The sequence below is a fragment of the Flavobacterium hungaricum genome, from assembly GCF_015182285.1.
Classification (GTDB): Bacteria; Bacteroidota; Bacteroidia; order Flavobacteriales; family Flavobacteriaceae; genus Flavobacterium; species Flavobacterium hungaricum.
In genome coordinates this window covers 27,990-46,854 of the sequence record NZ_PRDM01000003.1, presented here as the reverse complement: position 1 = coordinate 46,854, position 18,865 = coordinate 27,990, and the positions used below count along the sequence as shown (strand labels likewise).

The window sequence follows — 18,865 nt, the reverse complement described above, 5'->3', positions numbered from 1 at the left end:
ACACATACTAACAAGTCATAAAAAAGACTTACTTAATTTAAATCACATGATGAATCCTTTAAAAAAAACAAAAACGACTAACGATTTAGAAATAAATCATTTAGAACAAGAATCCCAATATTATGATATGATTGTCTTTTGTCATTTAAGATGGCAGTTTGTATATCAGCGTCCGCAGCATATCATCAGTCGAATGGCGCAGACTTTAAAAGTTTTACTTATAGAAGAACCTCTTTATAATAAGGAGCTTAACCATACAGGAAATCTAATTGTAGTGAATGACATGCTGCATGTACTGCAGCCCAATGTAAAAGAGATCGAATCCATTGCCGGAATTATTCCGCATTATGTAAAAAATAAAAATAGTGCTATTGGCTGGTTTTACTCTCCTTCATTTTGTCCTTTGCTAGAATCGCTTGATTTTGATATCATTGTTTACGATTGTATGGATGAACTATCTTTATTTAAAGGTGCTCCAGCTCATTTGATTAATCAGGAAAAATATTTAATAGCCAATGCCGATATTATTTTTACCGGCGGTAAATCATTATATGAATCTAAAAAACAATTTCATGCTAATGTGCATTGTTTTCCAAGTTCTGTAGATGTGCAGCATTTTGCACAAGCTCAGAACGGAATTGCTCCAGCAGCGGATATTTCGAATTTACAATCCCCAATAGTGGGTTACTACGGCGTTATCGACGAGCGAATTGATTTAGAATTGCTGCACGAAACCGCAAAAAAAATGCCTGATGCTTCTTTTGTAATGATCGGACCTTTGGCAAAAATAGAAGAAGCCGATCTTCCTAAAGAACCTAATATTCATTATTTAGGAATGAAATCCTATAATGAACTCCCGCATTACTTAAAAGTATTTGATATTGCCATGATGCCTTTTGCCTTAAACGATGCTACAAAATACATCAGCCCGACTAAGACTTTAGAATATATGGCGGCAGGAAAACCTATTATTTCCACTAAAATTACCGACGTAGTGCGCGATTATATGCTCTGCGTAAATTTAGTGGAGACGTCAGATGAATTTTGCGAAAAAATCACACAGATCACCAATGATAAAGATCTTTTTACTATGGAATTACAGTATCTCAAAATTCTCAATAAAACCTCGTGGGATCATACCGTGAATCAAATGCAGTCCATCCTTAAAATTTATGCAAAATGAAAAATATAGACATTTTAATTATAGGCGCAGGCATCTCGGGAGCTGTCTTGGCAGAGCGTTATGCCTCAATCGGAAAAAAAGTTTTAATTATTGAAAAACGAGATCATATTGCAGGCAACTGCTACGATTATATTGATGAAAATAAAATATTAGTTTCCAAATACGGTGCACATTTATTTCATACTAATGAAGCAGCAGTCTGGAAATATGTCAATCAGTTTTCTGATTGGTATTCGTGGGAACACAAGGTAATTGCAAGAGTAGATGATAAAACGGTTCCTATTCCTGTAAACATTACCACTGTCAATGAATTGTTTAACATCAACATTACGACCGAAGATGAAATGAAAACCTGGCTGGAAGAAAATCGTACACCTTTAGAAAAACCAGCCAACGGCGAAGAAGCAGTTTTAAATCGCGTGGGTCCCGTTTTGTACGAGAAAATGTTTAAGCATTATACCAAAAAACAATGGGACAAATATCCCGCAGAACTAGATGCTTCTGTTTTAGAACGGATTCCAGTAAGAACCAATTACGATGACCGCTATTTTTCAGATACCTATCAGGCATTACCCAAGGGAGGTTATACACAGTTGTTTGAAAAAATATTAGACAATCCAAACATCGAAGTACTTTTAGAAACCGATTATTTTGAGGTAAAAGAGCAGTATGCCCAGTATGAAAAACTCTTTTATACCGGTCCTGTCGATCGTTTCTTTGAATTCAAACACAGTCTGGAGGAAAAGCTGGAATACCGTTCTATCAATTTTGTAAGCGAATCGTATGATACCGAATTTTATCAGGAAAACTCCGTTGTAAATTATCCAGGAACAGAAGTTGATTTTACCCGAATTATTGAATACAAGCATTTTGGAAATCAAATTTCAGACAAAACCACTGTTGTAAAAGAATTTACAGTAGACGAAGGAGAACCGTACTATCCGGTTCCAAATCCGAAAAATCAGAAAATTTACGACCGATACCAAAGTGAAGCTGCTAAACTTATTGATATTTATTTTGTCGGAAGACTGGCCAATTACAAATACTTCAATATGGATCAGGCTTTTAAAAATGCGCTCGATCTTTTTGATACGCTTGAAAAAAACAGCACATCACATTATAAAACTGCCGTATAATGGAAATCTTTAATACATTTTTTATGGGAGGCTTTGAATGTGCCGACCATATCAACCGCTCGGGCAGAAGGGTTAATCTGTTAAAAGAAACCCAGCACGACACCCGCTGTTATGAAGATTATGAAGCATTAGCCGCACTTGGTATAAAAACAGTACGAGAAGGCATCTGCTGGAGTGACGTCGATACAAATTCTAATTTTTTCAATTTTTCTACCGTTCTGACCCGCATCAGGGCAGCAGAAAAACACGGAATACAGCTCATTTGGGATTTGATTCATTTCGGTTATCCAGATGATTTGTCTCCTACTCATCCCCTTTTCTGTTCCCGTTTCGAACAGCTGTGCCGCGCTTTTGCGGTTTTGCATAAAGAAAACTCCAAACAGAAATTATTTGTGGTTCCCATAAATGAAATCAGCTTTTTATCCTGGCATTCGGGAGATGTAAGAGGTACGGTACCTTTTACGATAAACAGCGGCTGGGATATAAAATACCATTTGTGCAAAGCCGCAATTGCGGGTATCAAAATGCTGAAAAAAACGGATCCTGACTGCACCATTATTCTGGTAGAACCGCTTGTAAAAATTCATGGAGAAACCCTGCTGGATGATGTACAGCTGTTAAACGAACCGCAGTTTCAGGCCATGGATATTATCGCTGGAAGAATGTGTCCTGAACTTGGAGGTTCGGAGGATTTTCTGGAAATTCTCGGTTTTAACTACTATTGGAATTGTCAATGGAAAGGCAATGGAGAATCTTTTGAATGGCCAGATTACCAGAATTTAAGAGTTCCGTTTTCGCAGGTGCTGCAGGAAGCTTACAAACGCTACAAAAAACCCATACTGATTACTGAAACCGGACATTTCGGAAAACTGCGTGCTGAGTGGCTTGAAGAAATTACGGCACAATGCGTACTGGCAAGAAGAAATGGTGTAGATCTGCAGGGAATCTGCATTTATCCCGTTACAGACCGTCCTGACTGGGATGATTTAACCAGCTATTCCAATTGCGGCATTTTTGATTTAGATGAAAACTGTAACCGTATTCCCAATCAGCAGTATATTGAGGCCCTGAGCAAAGCCCAGACTAGTTTTAAAGAAAAGAAATATAGAATCCATCACCTAATGGAATTTTTTAGATAAACACAGGCATAAAATAATATTGTAGAAAATAGTAAGCATCTAATGCCTTAAGTACAAAGCCTCTAACCTACTGTTAATTATATAATTACAAGCAGTCTTATATATAAATTCAAACCATATATCAACTGTACATTTACCTCAATAAACAATTTAAATATAAATAGATATGAAAAATTCAAACGGAAAAAAAACCGCTAAGACATCAGATAAAAAAACTGATACAAAAGAAAGTGCCTCTAAAACTGATTCTAAAAAAGATACAAAAGAGGACTCAAAAACTGCTACTGATACAAAAAAAGGAAACAGCACCAATAAAAAATAATTATTATGAGTACAGATGAAAGAGAAAATATTGGTCAGGAAGACCAGTATTTACAAAATGACAGAAGAGAATATGAAGATCCTGATATTGATTCACCTCCAGCAGATCATTCTATAACAAAAAATGCGGAACCCGACTATAGCAATGATCTGGTTTTAAATGAAAGGGATGATCAATTCGATGATGATGAAAATCAAGATGAAGATAACGATCTCGAAGACGACGATGACAACGACGACGATGATGATATTGAAGAGGAAAGAGACACTTATGATAAAGAATAGTTGATACTCATCTTCAAAAGGAAGCTGCCTAGATCTAGGCGGCTTTTTTTAGTTTTTAATTCAAACAAAAACCTAAGACACCTAACAGAATTTGAAAACTGGAATACAGCAGAAATTAAGTTACCTCCTTCTAATTAAGTAAATTAAAATTTCTTCTTCCAGTTCCTTTGATAAATTTTCATATGCAAGCTGATCCGCCAAATCCCTACGTAGTTTTTCTGATGCTTTGCCGGCCTTGTTTTTAGTGACACAATATTCATCACAAACTGCTTTAAAATTTTCATCATAAAAATATAAAGCCTTTAAATCCTCTATATATTCAGCAAATTTTATATTGAGTAATTCCTGAGGAAGAGCCATTGCATACCTGTATTGGTTAGAAGGACCAATTTACGAATTTATTACACCGGAGATTTAATCAATAAGTTTCATATTATAAATTGAAACATAATTTATGATCTGGCCGATTGCTTCAAAATAAAAAAAACAGAGTAACTAAAACTGTTTGTTTTCGGCTGTTTTAATTTATACGCTCCCTCAAAAAACCAGTGAAGTAAATGAATTTTTTCAATAAAGATTGTTGCAGATTATAATCTGCAACATCATACCCATTGTCTTGCAGCTTTATTTTATCGATATCGTTTGCAGGTACTTGAGAAGAAATTTAATAATGGAATTTGTTGTGAATAAAACATTTTCCATTTGTTACACCACATGGAATTAGAATTGTGTCATTCTTATCTTTTTATGAAATGCAGTGTTTTTAATGATTTTCCATTTGGAAAAATAAATTCTTCCTGATCATTAAGTTTTAATTTCATTTCCGATGCTTTACTTACCAGAATTTCCTGCTCAATAACCTGATTAGCATAAAACATTTTAGCTTCGATGTTTTTAATAGATAATATTGCTAAAAAATGGGACCAGCTTAATTGTCGTGACAGTGTCACGACAATTTCTTTTTCTGTAAACTGATCAGCAAACTGCATCATTCTGCGAAGATTTTTTTCCTCGAAATTTCTGCCGTATTTATTCTCTAACTGCACCGACAATGCAAGGACAATTTGTTTTCCGTATTCTGCACTTTGATCCTAAAAACATTTCGAATCGCGTCCGCACTGTAGACGCAATTAGAAATAATAAACCTGTAATATGAAGCGGGACAAAAACACTTGACAATACTGTGGCTAAATGTTATTGAACTTTTTACTAATTTAAACCTCTTTGATTTAAGCTATCTTTTTCTCTTGGCCTCCTGCGCTCAGGCTGCAGATTTTTAAGTTCTGTTTCTTCAGCGAAAGTTTTATCTTCTTTGAATTTACCAGTGGAAATTTCAAAATCATCGGCTGTTCCGGTAATTTTCATCGGAATATTAATGAGTCCCATTGGAGGCAGGCCTAAACGAAAACCAACATTTAACTTACCATCCATGGTAACCTGGCCTTCAAGCTTACCTCTGAATCCTGCCATTTTCATTGTTGTAGGCGTGATAGTCATTACATTATTCTTGATGACTGAATGAATGGCAATTTTATTGAATGACGCTTTTTCTAAATCAGCAGCATTTGCTTTTTTGGCTACATTATTTAAAAGTTTAAAATTTTTAAATTTAATATCTTCCAACGTCAGCGTTCCTTCTCCGTCAATAGACTTAAAATCTATATCCATATTTTGGTCAATGCTTCCTCCCAGCTGATAATCAACAGAAACCAAACCATAGGCATCTTTCGCCATACTTACCAGTTCGGCAAAAATTGGAATCTCTGCATAAGCACGCTGAATATCAAAATTACTGGCTTTAAAATTGGCATTGTATTTCGCTAGTCGTCGATGCTGTGCTTTATAGTCTCCCGTCATTTCTATTTTGGTTCCGGCCATATTAAAAGCCGCTTCAGTTACTTGAACTTTTCGATCATTAACCACCAGACTTCCAACAAAATCTTTAATCTTATAGGTGTCAAATTGAAGATTATTAACTTTTGCAGCGATTTTTAAATCGGCAGTACTTGGAATTCTAATGACGTAATTTTTGTTTTTAGCACCGCTGTTTTTAGCAATTGCACTGGTAGCAATAGAATCTGTTTTCTGCGCTGCTTCTTCTTCGGCTTTCTGGTCTGTATATTTTGCAACCATATCAAAAAACTCTTTCGCATCAATCTGATTGCTTAAAAGCTCAATATCAGCTTTAAGTTTTTCATTGGATTGGCGCAGGTACTTTCGATTAAAAAGGTATCGTAAGATGTTATGGATATAGCCATTCAGCACAACATCTGATTTTCCATACGTAAGGTTAAAATCCTCAAAACGCATCTTATCTTTAAAAAACTTAAAGGTTCCTTTAGAAATCTGAAACGGCTCTGGAAACATGGTGCTTTTAATTACTAAATTTCTGGCTTCGAGTTTTCCGCCGTTTTTAATATTCTCGTAATTTTTGGCATCGATATCTTTTTTAGAACCTTTGGCAATAAGGTTGGTCTGGATAATTCCAGAAATGCTGATGTCTTTGACCGGGAATATCTGGGTTAATTTTCCAACGTCTAAAGTTCCCTGAGTTTTAATATTATAAACCAAATCGTAAAGGTTACTCACTTCGCCCTGGACTTTAAAAGGCGATCCCGCTAAAACAAATTCAGCCGGCTGTAATTTTACATTTAAGTCTTCTCCAGTGCCATTAATACTGGTTACCGCAGCAGCTATATTTATATTTTCAATGGGTAAGTTTGGAAATTTGAGCGATTTTAAATAGCCGTTCTTAATTTTTACTACTGTTTTTGATGATGGATATTTTTTTTGTTTACGGCTTAAAATCCCATGCAGGCTTACTTTTAAATTTAAATCTCCTTTTACTTCTAAACTGTCTAAAGGATAAATTTTATGTACGTCTGCCAAATTGATTTTAGATTCTAATTCGGTATCTACCGTAAAAGGATATAATTTATGAAGTTCAAAGCGTCCACGGACATAATTGCTCAGCGCCTCTGCATTCAAATTGGTTATTTTACCCGAAACGTTGCTTATAATACTATCTCTGGCTGTTAGATTCAGATTAAGGTTAACGTTTTTTACGGCGTCTTCTTTCTTTATATTTTTAATATATCCATTTTTTAAGCTGACGTTTAACTGAAACTTTGGAATACTTTTAATTATGGTATCCACTTTATTTAGACGCTGGCTAAAACCTAAATCTCTTAAAAATATACCATCGGCTTTTAAATCTAAAGCAATATCGCCGCGAATATCATTGTCGTTCAGGTTTAAGGCTTCTTTTAATTTTGCCAAATCTAAAGCAGCTTTTACAGCGGTTTTAATTTTCAGTTTTTTAAAACCTTCTGAATGAAAAGTAACGGTTGTTTTCTTTTTATCGAGATTAAATGACAGGTTGTCTAAATCAAATTTTAATTTATTAATATCTAAATCACTAACCTGTGCTTTGGCCGAGATCGTGATATCTTTTACAGGATCTTTAATTCTTTTATAAGCAATGGCTCCGTTATTAATCTGTAAATCAGCAGAAACAACTGGTTTCTCTGACTGATCCTGCATGTATTTTCCTTTTGCAAAAATTCTAAAATCAATATTACCCGTAATTGTCATTTGTTCACGCCACTGGTCATAAGCGGGCGGTACAAGCGAAAGCATTTCTTCTAAGGTAGAATTTTTAGACTGCATTCGTAAATCAAAATCGTAGCCTCCTTTTATAAAAGCAAAATGCCCGTTAAATGAGAATGGAAAATTTTTAATGCGAATCACATTTCGTTCAAACTTAAATTTAAGCGCTTTAGCATCTATGTAGGTGATAATTTCAGCGTTGATTGGTTTATTTCGCACATAATCAACACCCGCTAAGCTAAAATCAAATGACTTTATTTTTACGTTAGAATCAAGATCGAACAATTGTGCACTTAAATCTCCAATCCCTTTGTAGTTAAGATCCTGAACCTTAAATTTTAAAAGCGCACTTCGGTCATTATACGATATGTTGGTTTGTTTTATAACAACCCGTTTAATATTAAATTCTGTCTGGGCAGTATCTGCAGAATTGGAGGGTTTTACAATATTAAAATTAGCATTTCCTTTAGAATCTATTTCAAGGTTTAAATCGGCCTCATCCAGGTAAACAGCATCTAAAACAATTTTACCTTTTAATAAACTATAAAAATTTATTCCAGCAGATACTCTTTCTGCTTTCACAACATTTGCCGAAGTAAATTGAATCTTTTTATTAATTACACTGACATTTTTAGCATAAACAGTTAATGCCGGAAAATGTTTGAAAACGGAAAGTCCGATTTCATCAAAACGTACTTTTGCGTCCAGTTTTTCATTAGCTATGCTTTCTATTTTATCTCTTATTTCATCCTTAAACACATAAGGAATAGTGGTCAAAATAATTATTAAAAAAATAAATAAGCCTGTAATGGTAATTGCAGTTTTCTTTAAGAACTTCCTGGTCATGTTTTAAAAGATATCGTTTTAAGATTTTAAAAATATAGATTTACCTGTCAAGAAAAAACCTTGAATGAGATATTAACTCAAAAATAACAGTATGAGACCTGAAATCCATTTATGAGCCAGTCAATTACTTTTAAATCCATTTTAGATGCAGGCAGATGTACCAATATCAGAATTTAAAGCGGTAAAATTCTGTGCTAAAAGTAAAAATCAAATACAAGTATTGGTGGTTTAAATTCTAATATTTTGGAAGATAAATATAAAAAATAGTGCCTTTTCCTAGTTCGCTTGTAAAATTGAGAACGCCGTTATGGTTTTCGATAATTTTTTTACAAAGAGCCAAACCAATTCCGTTTCCGCCATATTGGTCTCTTTGATGAAGGCGCTGAAACATATCGAAAATACGATCAGAATAATTGCTGTCCATTCCTATTCCGTTATCCGCAATAGTAATAAGGTGGTAATTCCCTTCTGGTTTATAAGCATCTATCGGTTCTGTGCTTTCTTCATCTGCAGCAATTGTTATCACTGGTTCTTCCGAATTAAATTTTAATGCATTGTTAACCAGATTAAAAAATAATTGGCGGAGCTGCGTATTAAGCCCCGAAACTGTTGGCAGCGGACTGATGTTGATTACGGCATTTTTTTCTTCAATTATCAAACTCAAATCGTTGATCGTTTCATGCAGAATTTCGTTGAGATCTATAGGCAGAAAAGTTTGTAAATTATTATCTACTCTCGAATAGTTTAGTACGTCTGAAATCAGGTCTGACATTCTTCCTGCCGCGCTGGTAATTTTATCAAAATAAAAATGATTTTTCTGTTCTTCGCTCAGGTCTTCTCCTGCGCGCGAAAGCATAATCCTAATTTTGCGAAGCGGTTCCTGCAAATCATGACTGGCAATATAGGCAAATTGCTGCAGCTCTTTATTTTTAAAAGTCAATTTAGAATTTGCATGCTCTAATTCACGTTGAATTAGTTTCAATTCAGAATTGTTTTTTAAAGTTTCTTCTACCGTTTTTTGATCGTTGATATCGACAAAATAGACCAGCCAATTGGTAAAATTTCCATCTTCAGTCTTATTTGGAATTATAGATATCAAAAACCATCTGTACGAATCTCCTTTTTTAATTCGGGTTTCGCCAGAATACTCTGTTTTATTCTTTTTGATTCTTGACCAGTTTTCTAATATGTGATCGACATCTTCGGGATGAATGAAAAGGCTGAGTTCTTTTTTTTCAAAAACAGTAAACGAAGATTTTACGATTACCTGCAGCGATTCGTTGGTCAGTAATACATGATTGCGTTCATTGATGATGCAAATCAAAATCGGAATTGTATTGGCAAGCTGTCTGTATCGATTTTCGCTTTCTCCCAGTTTTTCAGAAAGCGCAATAAGTTCTATATTTTTCTTTCGGATTTCATCATAAGGTGAAAGCGGTGATTCGTATTTAAAATAATCTGCCAGACTTTTTATTTTTGCTTCTGAAAGAAGACCTGGAGAAGGCACTTTGAGACTGAATTGTGTTACCGAATAATCTTCTCCGGCATCATATTCAATAGTACCAGACAGCTTGGCAGCATATTTAAAAGCTTCAGGATTGCATTTTTTAAGATCAACACTGTCATTAAGAATGGCAACAATTTCTTTATTCGTATTCTTTACAACATTGATCCCCAATCTTAATTCTGAGTTTTGCCCATTGGCAATCGAGCACCTCGCAACTTCTGATACAGCTGTGGCAAATCTCGTTTGCAAGGACGAAGGCATGCCGCACATTTCAGCTATTTTCATAGATCGCTTGTGGGCCAGAATCAGGTCCATCTCATTATCCAGATTAATCTTTACAATCTCTTTCATAATCCTAAATTATTTTCCCCACTAATATCGTGGCATCATCGGTTCCTCTGATATTTTCTTTAAACAAAGATGCAGCAATAACACCAGAATTCTGTTTTATAATTCCCATCATATCGTTTAAATTCCATCTTGTTCGTAATCCATCACTGTGCATTACAATTATTTGATGCTTTAAAAAAGGAACCACGGTACTTTTCATAGTCCTTGGGATATTCAAGCCTATAATTCCGTTATAAGGAGTATACGTTTTGTTTTCCAGACCTCTATAGATACGAGTGTTGATATTCCCTATTCCGCAGATGTTCCAAGTCTGCGACTTATAATCAACAACTGCAATGGAGGCTACCAATCCCCTGCTTCTTTTTACAGCTTCATGAATATCTTTGAGTATCAGGGCAGCGTCTTCGGCTGTCGCTCTTTTAAAAGCTTGTATTGCGAGTTGAACTGCTTCATGTGCATGTTCGCCGTGACCTAATCCGTCCCCCACAAAAATTTGAAATCCTTTTGACGTATGTTTAATATAATAACCATCACCACAGACTTTTTCGCCTGGATAATTAACGCTTACTACAGAAAAAATAGAATCGTCTGTTACGGGGGCAATAAAATCCGGCGCCGCACAAATCTTCACATATTGAACCGTTCCCCAATCTCTTAAGGAGTAAATCTGAAAATCGTTGCTCAATCTTTTTATGGCTCCTAAACCGTGTCCAAGTGTATTAGAAGTGGAGTAACCGTCGTGCATTATTTTAGTCACATTATCGATTCCTTTGCCATTATCAAGGCAATAGATTTCGATTTCTTGATGACCATGTAGCTCCCGGCTCCGGTATAAGAATTCACCGCCATTTGCATACTTTATAAGATTAGAAGTTAATTCGGCGACAATAATATCGGTCTCTGCTGCACGATGCGCAGTAAATCCCGACTTCAAAGCCAGATTGTGTATTTCTCTTTTTATAAAAGGTATAAGACTTCGGTCTTCAATTTTGTAACTGGAAAAAGTATTATCCATTTTTCCATTTTATTATAGTAACAGTAGTTCCAACTCCCATTTCTGTTTTTATATCAAATTCATTTACGAGTCTTTTAGTTCCGGGCAAACCCAGTCCCAGACTCTTTCCTGTGCTGTATCCGTCTTTCATAGCAAGATCAATATCTGCTATTCCGGGGCCATTATCGGTAAAAGTAACCCGAACACCTTTTTCGCGTCCGTTGCTTACTTCTTCTACAATAACCTTTCCACCGCCTCCATATTTTAGAAGGTTACGAACGAGTTCACTAGTGGCGGTAATCAGTTTGGTTTGGTTCAAAATACTCATACCAGCCTTAACACCATAGTCTTTCACGCGGTTACGCAAAGGCACCACATCTTGTTCTCGTATTATTGCAACTTCTTCTCTATTGGCCGTCGTTATCATCATCGATCTGGTCTTCGTTACCGCCGTTATACATTTTCGCGCGAAGCAGATCCATACCTTTTTCAACATTTAAGGCACTGATAACACCATTTAAAGACAATCCAAGTTCCACAAGCGTAATTGCAACAGCAGGCTGCATCCCTACAACCACTGTCTGCGCGTCCAATATTTTGGCCATTACTGCAATATTACCCAAGATACGTCCCATAAACGAGTCAATTATGGAAACAGCTGATATATCAATAAGAACACCTTTAGATCTATGTTTATTGATTGTATTAATTAAGTCAGATTCAAGATTTTCTGCCAATTGGTCGTACAAATCTACTTGTATTGTTACCAATAGAAAATCACCCATCTTTAGTATAGGAATTCTTTCCATATCATTCAAAAATCAAGTCGATTATTTTCTTTTTACAACAGTTAATTGCAGCATCTCAAAAGCCGTCTGAAGAGCGCTGGCAAGTGTAGCTTTAGTTATTATTCCTGTAAGATCTATACCTAAATGCACTACAGTCTGAGCAATTTCTGGACGAATCCCGCTGATGATACATTCTGCCCCCATCAAACGTGTTGCACTAACCGTTTTTATTAAATGCTGTGCTACAAGAGAATCTACCGCAGGTACTCCCGAAATATCTAAAATAGCGATAGAACTTTCAGTGTCTACAATCTGCTGTAATAAATTTTCCATTACAATCTGTGTACGCGAACTGTCCAAAGTACCAATAATTGGTAATGCTACAACTCCATCCCAAACACGAATAACAGGAGTCGAAATTTCGCTGATCTCATCTGTTTGTCTTGCAATTACATCTTCGCGTCCTTTCATGAAAGACTCAAAAGTCATAATAGTCAAATTATCTACAATTCCATTTAGTTCCAGGTTTGCAGTATATAGTTTTGCCGGATCGCTTTCTATTTCTGATAAAATAGATGAGGCCGCTTCTTTAAATAAAATGATATATTGTGCAGTTTCGCGAGGAGAAAAGCCGCGTTTTGCTCTCGAGATTGAGATGCCGGCTAATAAATCATACAACTTTTCAAACTTACTTGAGTTTAAGTTTTCACTAGTAGCGCCGTTTTTTAAAGCGTCTAAGAAAAGTGACGTAAATTCTTTGGATTCTTCTTCTTCTGTTGCTCCGTCAGTCGATCCTTTATCCAGAAGATTTTTTGTCCAGATAGTATTTAATTTATTTTCGTAATTTTTTAATCCTGCTAAAATGTCATTTTGCATTTGTCGTGGTATTTGGGTTTCTCTAACAAATATAACAAATAAAAAAGGCGATTTATTAAAAACATTCATAATTTCCTAACAACACTTATTCCTCCTGCTGCAATCAGAATACGAGCAGCTATTCCGCTGTAAAGAAGCCCGGGCTGGGACTTGTCTCAAATGAATTCAAAACCAGATCATGGCAATAAAAATGAGGATTGTAGTTATTAAACGATCCTTTTCAAATACATTTTTTCTCTTAATTAAATTCAAAAATAAATCCTTAAAAAGAGCCTGTTCCTTTTAAGGATTTATTTTGATATCTTCTTTAATGGAGTTTTATGAAGAATTAATCTGCTGCGTATTTGTTATTCCAATACAGCATTAACAAAAAGGAAACGATAATACAGGAAGCCGTTCCTTCAAAAAATAAAGAAAGACAATAAGACGTAACTGAAGGTTCACCTCCAAACATAAAAGCTTCTGATAAAGATTTTACATATTGGTTGCCTCCTTTTGCATAACTGTAAATAAGCAGTGCCACAATACTTACTACCACAGCCGTAAAAGAAGTAATCATAGCAGATATAAAGTTGGGCACAAATTCATTTTTTCCTTCAGCCAGATTCATCTGAAGCGTTCTGTTGACTCCATAAAAAATGAAAAGGACGTTTAAAAGCCTTAAATAAAATAGATTGGAAAGGTTTAAAACTTCCATTAGGATAAAGAACACTGCAATTCCTGCAAAGATCAAAAAGCCGTTTATAATTTCTTTAGGTAATTTCATAATTATAATTTTAGTTAAACAACAAATACTTGTTTTACAAAGCATTACAAGTTAACTAAGATATAATCAGCAGGATTTTAAGATTGTCTTTTTTACTTACAAAATATCCATTTTATTAGAGTGTTTATTTTTATTTTTTAATCTTGAAAAATTGCTAACAATGTCGCGACAATTATTAAAATGTTTTAGAAAAAATATTTGGGTCTTTTAAGATTTAATAGCTAGAAAAAATATTTTCACAGCTTTTTGTATTAGTCCGTTTTTATCTTTAAATTACTAAAATGAAAAATCCCAATAATTTTACACCTGTAACTTTACCATTCTCCTATTATCAAAATCCCGATGTACTATTCGTAGCCAAAGATCTTCTTGGCAAAGTGCTTTATACTCGGATTAACGGAAAACAAACTGCGGGCATAATTGTCGAAACTGAGGCTTATATGGGTGAAGTTGACAAAGCATCACACGCTTATGGCGGGAGAAGAACCAACAGAACCGAAACGCTTTACAGCGACGGCGGTATTTCGTACGTGTATTTGTGTTACGGAATTCATTATTTATTCAATATTGTCACTGCATCTGAAGGGGTGCCGCATGCTGTTTTAATTCGTGCTGTTGAACCCTTTGACGGGTTAGAAGATATTGAAAACAGACGCAGCCTGAGTGCTGTAAATTCCCGAATTTCATCTGGACCAGGCTCAGCAGCAAAAGCTTTGGGAATCGACAGCAGTTTTAATAAAAAAGAATTGGACGGAGACGAGATCTGGGTTGAAGATCATGGATTTCGTTATACCGATGAACAAATAGCCAGTGTGCCGCGCGTTGGTGTAGATTACGCGGGAGATCATGCGCTTTTGCCTTGGCGCTATTTTATTAAAGACAATAAATATGTCAGCAAACCGAATAAATACGAAAAATAATTTACCTAATGCAATACCTTTTGTCTCTTGTAATTATTTTAGAAAAAAAACTCTTAACATAAGGTCAAGAGCTTTTTTTGAATGCAGTTAGATTATTATTTGATAGAATCTGTCCTCACACTTTGATTTCCTTTTTGAGTAGATCCATCGGTTCCAGAACCAGTTGATCCTTCGCCTGTTGCACCCGTAGTACCGTTTTTACCATTTTCATCGGAGTTTAAAGTCGCAGCCGAATCTAATGCCGGCCCTACTGTATCCACAGACATATCCATTGAATCTGTTTGATTCACAGCTGGATCTACAGTGTTATTTTCATTCTTTTTACATGAAAATACAAAGGCTGTTATTACAACCAGTATCGCAATTTTTGTTTTCAAAATATTTTTCATAATTAAAGTATTTCGGTTAATAGTATTCCAAAATTAAAATTCTGATTTACAGCATACTTACATAATTTACTAAAGTATTTACAGAAATAAGGGAATATCTCTTTTACAACTCATGTAAAATCTATAAATCAAAGATTTAATCCTGTAAAAAAATAATTATTGAAGTGTCCGAAATTTGTTATGAATTAGAATCAAAAACGGATTCCTATCAAAATCTAAAAAATTACACTATTTAAATCAACAGCTATGGACACTACGATATTTACAAAACAAAATCAGGCAGCAAAACCTTTCTTAAAAAATAATGTTTCCACATTAGAAAGAGTTCTGATGATCACGAGCGGTGCTTATCTGCTTTATAATGCTTTATCAAAAGAAAGTAAAAGTGTCACTCAGGCAGGTGCCGGAGGCGCAATGCTTTTAAGAGGAATTTCAGGCTATTGTCCGGTATATGATGCAGCAGATCATTTAATGAACGACAAAGCATCAAATGTGAACATTAGAATCACCAGCGTTATTAACAAACCGGTGAGCGAGGTATACAATTTCTGGAGAAATCTAGAAAACTTGCCTAAGTTTATGAATCACTTAGAGTCAGTAAAAACGATAAGTTCTACCATCTCTGAATGGACAGCAAAAGGTCCGGCTGGAATCGGAAAAATATCTTGGAAAGCCGAAATCATCAAAGATGATAAAAATGCACTTTTAAGCTGGAATTCTATCGAAGGATCAACCATTAAAAATGCTGGAAAAGTAGTTTTTAAATCAAAAGGACAAGCTACAGAAATAGATGTAACTATTTCGTATCACGCACCGCTGGGAATTGCCGGCGAAAGCACAGCAAAACTATTAAACCCTTATTTCGAGAAATTAGTTAAAGATGATATTTCGAATTTAAAAGTATATCTGGAAACAGGACAAGCATAATATTAAAATCTCTCATTTTTTGTATTATTTTTTTGGATGAGACGTCTTCATTTTATGGAGACGTCTTTTTATTTATAAAATAATACCAAAATTAAAAAATGACAAGCCCACAGACTTCGCCGGCAGGTATCGTAGAAATAGTGGATTTAGTTATTGTTTGAATTATAATTTTATTTACTAAAATTGAGAGTTGAAATTTCAAAAAAATCCCTGCCTGATCAGATCAGACAGGGATTTTAATAACTAAAAAAACAAAAAATCTTACTGCTTCACAAATGATTTGTTTACGGTTTTATTTCCTGATTCAATACGCAGTAAATAAACTCCTTGCGCCAAATGACTGCAATTATACGGAATATCAATTCTTCCTATTTCATAGATCTGATTGGCAATAACACCTAATTTTCGTCCGTTCATATCAAACAATGAGATCGATACTTTTTCCTGTTCAGTCTGCATAAAAGAAATGGTTAAATTTCCTCCTGTTGGATTTGGAAAAATACTTAAATTAACTTCAGTCTCCTCAATACTCCTGTTTGTAGAAAGTGTTGGACTTGTACAAGTTGGTGTTACGCTGAATGCCATCGATGCTGCCGAAAAGTTGGTAAACGCCGGATTAATATCAACATTCGAGACATCGTTTGCGCCTTTTCCATCACATTCACTTCTTCCATTTCTCCAATAGGGAAATTGCAGATAAACACCTGCGGTAGAACAGCTTCCAATTTCTGCATCACCGCCTACAACAACAGATCCGCCAAAGTTTCCAGCAAAAAGCATCGCATTTCCTTTTATATTAGCCGTATTGGTTACAGAACCGCCTTCCATCCAGGCATTTCCCTCTACAATGGCATTGCTGGACAATGTCGTATTGTAGACACAGCCATTATCTCTGACAATAGCATTACCGCTAATATTACCGCCTTCAACCATTGCATAACCTTCTATACGGGCATTTCCAGAAATAGTCCCGCCTCTTACTACTGCATACGGCCCAACATATACCGTTGACGCCACATTGGCATTATTAGATACCCATCCGCCGCCGTTAGCATGAATACGTCCGTTGGTTTTAAGAAATTTTCTAAAATCAGCAGCCGGCTGAAAACCTTCGGGATTGGCATTGGCGATTTTAAGTTCGTACGGATACCTTCTTTGTTTAGGATAACCTACGTCCATGTTGTAATTGACGTGTACTTTTGGAGCCGAAAAAACGACAAGATAAATACCCGTTTCTGTTGCTGTATTCAGACTAAAAGAGGCTTCTCCGTCTGTGGTATACATAGGGCTGTAACGCGAAACCGTACCATCTGCTTTTGTAGTCACAAAGCCGTAGCGCCATCCTGCCTGCGTTGGATTTACTTCTGTATGTCCTTTAAATTTTATGTTAACTTTCTTTTCTGTACCGGTACAAGTTGGGTATAACGGGATAATATTCATTCCATAATCCTGCGGTGCCCAATCATCATTGGTATAAAACTGGTCGGTAGTTCCGGCAACTTTTGTCAACAGGGTAAACTGCCTGCTTGTGTAACGCGGCATATAAGTCTGAATTGACTTATAAACTTCTCTGATTTTCTTGCCGAAGTTGCTGGTTGTATTGATTTGAGAAGTCCACTGGATTGGATAATCAAATGCAGGCTGACGCTGTGCATAGCTCCATAAATAATCGTTTAACTGTTCTTGTGTAAATCCTTTCAGTCTTTTGATCGTTTCCAGCGGATGTTCTTGATTTTTAGATTCTGCCCACATTCTACGAGTAAAATCAAAACCTTCTTTTTCCTGCACATAATACATCAAATGAAAATTGGTATAATGATGACGGTTAGACGACCACATAAAATTTCGGGTCTGAATCCATCGTGTCAGTGTTCCGTCAATTTCTGCCCATTTCGAATACGCTTGTGCCCGCATAAAATTGGCATGTCCCTCAAAGAACGGTCCAGCCCAATCATAACCCGAAAAAGCAGTTCCGTTACCAGGATTTTCCTGAATTCGCATCATCATCTGGAGCGTGTGAGCAAACTCGTGAGACAAAGCACCGCCATCTCTCGTTGCTTCGGGGTGTACAAACATGGCGCCAATAGTATTACTAAAAGAGCTTGCCTGTGCAAAAGCCTGCAAACGCGGATCTGTAGAATTCCAAGTATTCATCATCATAATAATGATTTTATACTTTCCTAAATTTTTTGTAGACGCGTTGCTTACAAATTTCAAATCGGTTATAAAACGTTTAAAACTCGTTTCTAAAGTATCTGCAACCGATTTTGGCGTAAACCGTAAAGATGCATCAGCATATGTAGCTGGATTGGTACCTACTTTATCTCCCCAATAAAGTACAAAGTTTGTAGACTCGTACATTCTAGAGGTTGAGACGTTATTATAAAATTCGTTGCTGGGATTACTCCACTCCGTGGGAGTAAAAAGTGTTTTCTGCCCTACTGCCAAATAGCTGCAGAGAAAAAGGGCGGCCTGTAATAAAAGTGTTTTCATATAATAAAGAATTTGGGGTTTCAACAGCTGCTATCAGTAAGACTTGAACTTACCTTAATTAAAAATGCCTTTACATTTATAATCTGGCTAAACTATTACCCAAACTACCTCATCCAAAAAAAACAAAAAATGTGTGATTTTTACACTATTCAATTTTTATGCGAATATATATATTAATTTTAAATTACAAACTCAAAATAATCGACTAAATGTATATTTTATCCGATTAAGTGCATTTTATTAGTATTAATAGGATCTCAAAAAAATATATTTTTATTTCTAACCAATGCCTTTTTTTACCAAAATTCTATTTAAATAATACGCAGTTCTAAAGC

Annotated in this window: 17 protein-coding genes and 1 pseudogene; 7 read left to right on the top strand and 11 right to left on the bottom strand. The window is 35.5% G+C overall.

The genetic code is table 11. The features are described from left to right. Window positions 1–46: 46 nt before the first annotated feature. The 5 genes from C4F50_RS13530 (at window position 47) to C4F50_RS13510 (ending at window position 4,064) form a co-directional block, all read left to right on the top strand. A complete protein-coding gene (locus tag C4F50_RS13530; protein ID WP_194139190.1) occupies window positions 47–1,183 on the top strand; it encodes a glycosyltransferase in 1,137 nt (378 codons plus the stop codon). Then, a complete protein-coding gene (gene glf, locus C4F50_RS13525) occupies window positions 1,180–2,319 on the top strand; it encodes a UDP-galactopyranose mutase (protein WP_194139189.1) in 1,140 nt (379 codons plus the stop codon). Before C4F50_RS13530 ends, glf begins: the two co-directional genes overlap by 4 nt. Beyond that, the gene (locus C4F50_RS13520; protein WP_194139188.1) at window positions 2,319–3,458 is read left to right on the top strand and encodes a glycoside hydrolase family 5 protein; all 1,140 of its coding nucleotides are present in this window, start codon (window positions 2,319–2,321) and stop codon (window positions 3,456–3,458) included. Before glf ends, C4F50_RS13520 begins: the two co-directional genes overlap by 1 nt. A gap of 166 nt (window positions 3,459–3,624) precedes the next feature. Continuing rightward, on the top strand, window positions 3,625–3,780 hold the full coding sequence (locus tag C4F50_RS13515; RefSeq protein ID WP_194139187.1) for a hypothetical protein: 156 nt from the start codon (window positions 3,625–3,627) through the stop codon (window positions 3,778–3,780). A gap of 5 nt (window positions 3,781–3,785) precedes the next feature. Continuing rightward, a complete protein-coding gene (locus C4F50_RS13510; RefSeq protein ID WP_194139186.1) occupies window positions 3,786–4,064 on the top strand; it encodes a hypothetical protein in 279 nt (92 codons plus the stop codon). A gap of 120 nt (window positions 4,065–4,184) precedes the next feature. On the opposite strand, the gene C4F50_RS13505 is transcribed toward C4F50_RS13510, so the two are convergent. From C4F50_RS13505 to C4F50_RS13465, 9 genes and pseudogenes are all read right to left on the bottom strand, one after another. Then, window positions 4,185–4,424, bottom strand: a complete 240-nt coding sequence (locus C4F50_RS13505) for a hypothetical protein (protein ID WP_194139185.1) — start codon at window positions 4,422–4,424, stop codon at window positions 4,185–4,187. A gap of 377 nt (window positions 4,425–4,801) precedes the next feature. Beyond that, window positions 4,802–5,140, bottom strand: a pseudogene (locus tag C4F50_RS13500) (DUF1016 N-terminal domain-containing protein); the annotation flags it as partial. 133 nt (window positions 5,141–5,273) lie between these two features. Further along, window positions 5,274–8,519, bottom strand: a complete 3,246-nt coding sequence (locus tag C4F50_RS13495) for an AsmA family protein (protein WP_194139184.1) — start codon at window positions 8,517–8,519, stop codon at window positions 5,274–5,276. A 235-nt stretch (window positions 8,520–8,754) separates the two neighbouring features. Next, window positions 8,755–10,377 (bottom strand): sensor histidine kinase, encoded by a 1,623-nt coding sequence (locus C4F50_RS13490; RefSeq protein ID WP_194139183.1) that lies wholly within the window; start codon window positions 10,375–10,377, stop codon window positions 8,755–8,757. Between the two features lie 4 nt (window positions 10,378–10,381). Beyond that, entirely contained in the window at window positions 10,382–11,392 is a 1,011-nt protein-coding gene (locus C4F50_RS13485; RefSeq protein WP_194139182.1) for a SpoIIE family protein phosphatase, read from the bottom strand. Then, a complete protein-coding gene (locus C4F50_RS13480) occupies window positions 11,385–11,801 on the bottom strand; it encodes an anti-sigma regulatory factor (protein WP_228012022.1) in 417 nt (138 codons plus the stop codon). The genes C4F50_RS13485 and C4F50_RS13480 overlap by 8 nt, the downstream gene beginning before the upstream one ends. Next, the gene (locus C4F50_RS13475) at window positions 11,779–12,180 is read right to left on the bottom strand and encodes an STAS domain-containing protein (RefSeq protein ID WP_194139181.1); all 402 of its coding nucleotides are present in this window, start codon (window positions 12,178–12,180) and stop codon (window positions 11,779–11,781) included. The genes C4F50_RS13480 and C4F50_RS13475 overlap by 23 nt, the downstream gene beginning before the upstream one ends. Window positions 12,181–12,201: 21 nt before the next feature. Further along, complete coding sequence (locus C4F50_RS13470; protein ID WP_194139180.1) at window positions 12,202–13,035, bottom strand: STAS domain-containing protein; 834 nt, start codon at window positions 13,033–13,035, stop codon at window positions 12,202–12,204. A 328-nt stretch (window positions 13,036–13,363) separates the two neighbouring features. Next, entirely contained in the window at window positions 13,364–13,801 is a 438-nt protein-coding gene (locus C4F50_RS13465; protein WP_194139179.1) for a hypothetical protein, read from the bottom strand. 281 nt (window positions 13,802–14,082) lie between these two features. On the opposite strand from C4F50_RS13465, the gene C4F50_RS13460 reads away from it, so the two are divergent. Further along, the gene (locus C4F50_RS13460) at window positions 14,083–14,721 is read left to right on the top strand and encodes a DNA-3-methyladenine glycosylase (RefSeq protein WP_194139178.1); all 639 of its coding nucleotides are present in this window, start codon (window positions 14,083–14,085) and stop codon (window positions 14,719–14,721) included. Between the two features lie 95 nt (window positions 14,722–14,816). On the opposite strand, the gene C4F50_RS13455 is transcribed toward C4F50_RS13460, so the two are convergent. After that, a complete protein-coding gene (locus C4F50_RS13455; protein ID WP_194139177.1) occupies window positions 14,817–15,110 on the bottom strand; it encodes a hypothetical protein in 294 nt (97 codons plus the stop codon). 246 nt (window positions 15,111–15,356) lie between these two features. Between C4F50_RS13455 and C4F50_RS13450 the strand changes: the two genes are divergently transcribed. Next, entirely contained in the window at window positions 15,357–16,037 is a 681-nt protein-coding gene (locus C4F50_RS13450; protein ID WP_194139176.1) for an SRPBCC family protein, read from the top strand. A 261-nt stretch (window positions 16,038–16,298) separates the two neighbouring features. Here C4F50_RS13450 and C4F50_RS13445 read toward each other — a convergent pair whose 3' ends face one another. Then, entirely contained in the window at window positions 16,299–18,530 is a 2,232-nt protein-coding gene (locus C4F50_RS13445; RefSeq protein ID WP_194139175.1) for a DUF6055 domain-containing protein, read from the bottom strand. Window positions 18,531–18,865: the final 335 nt, after the last annotated feature.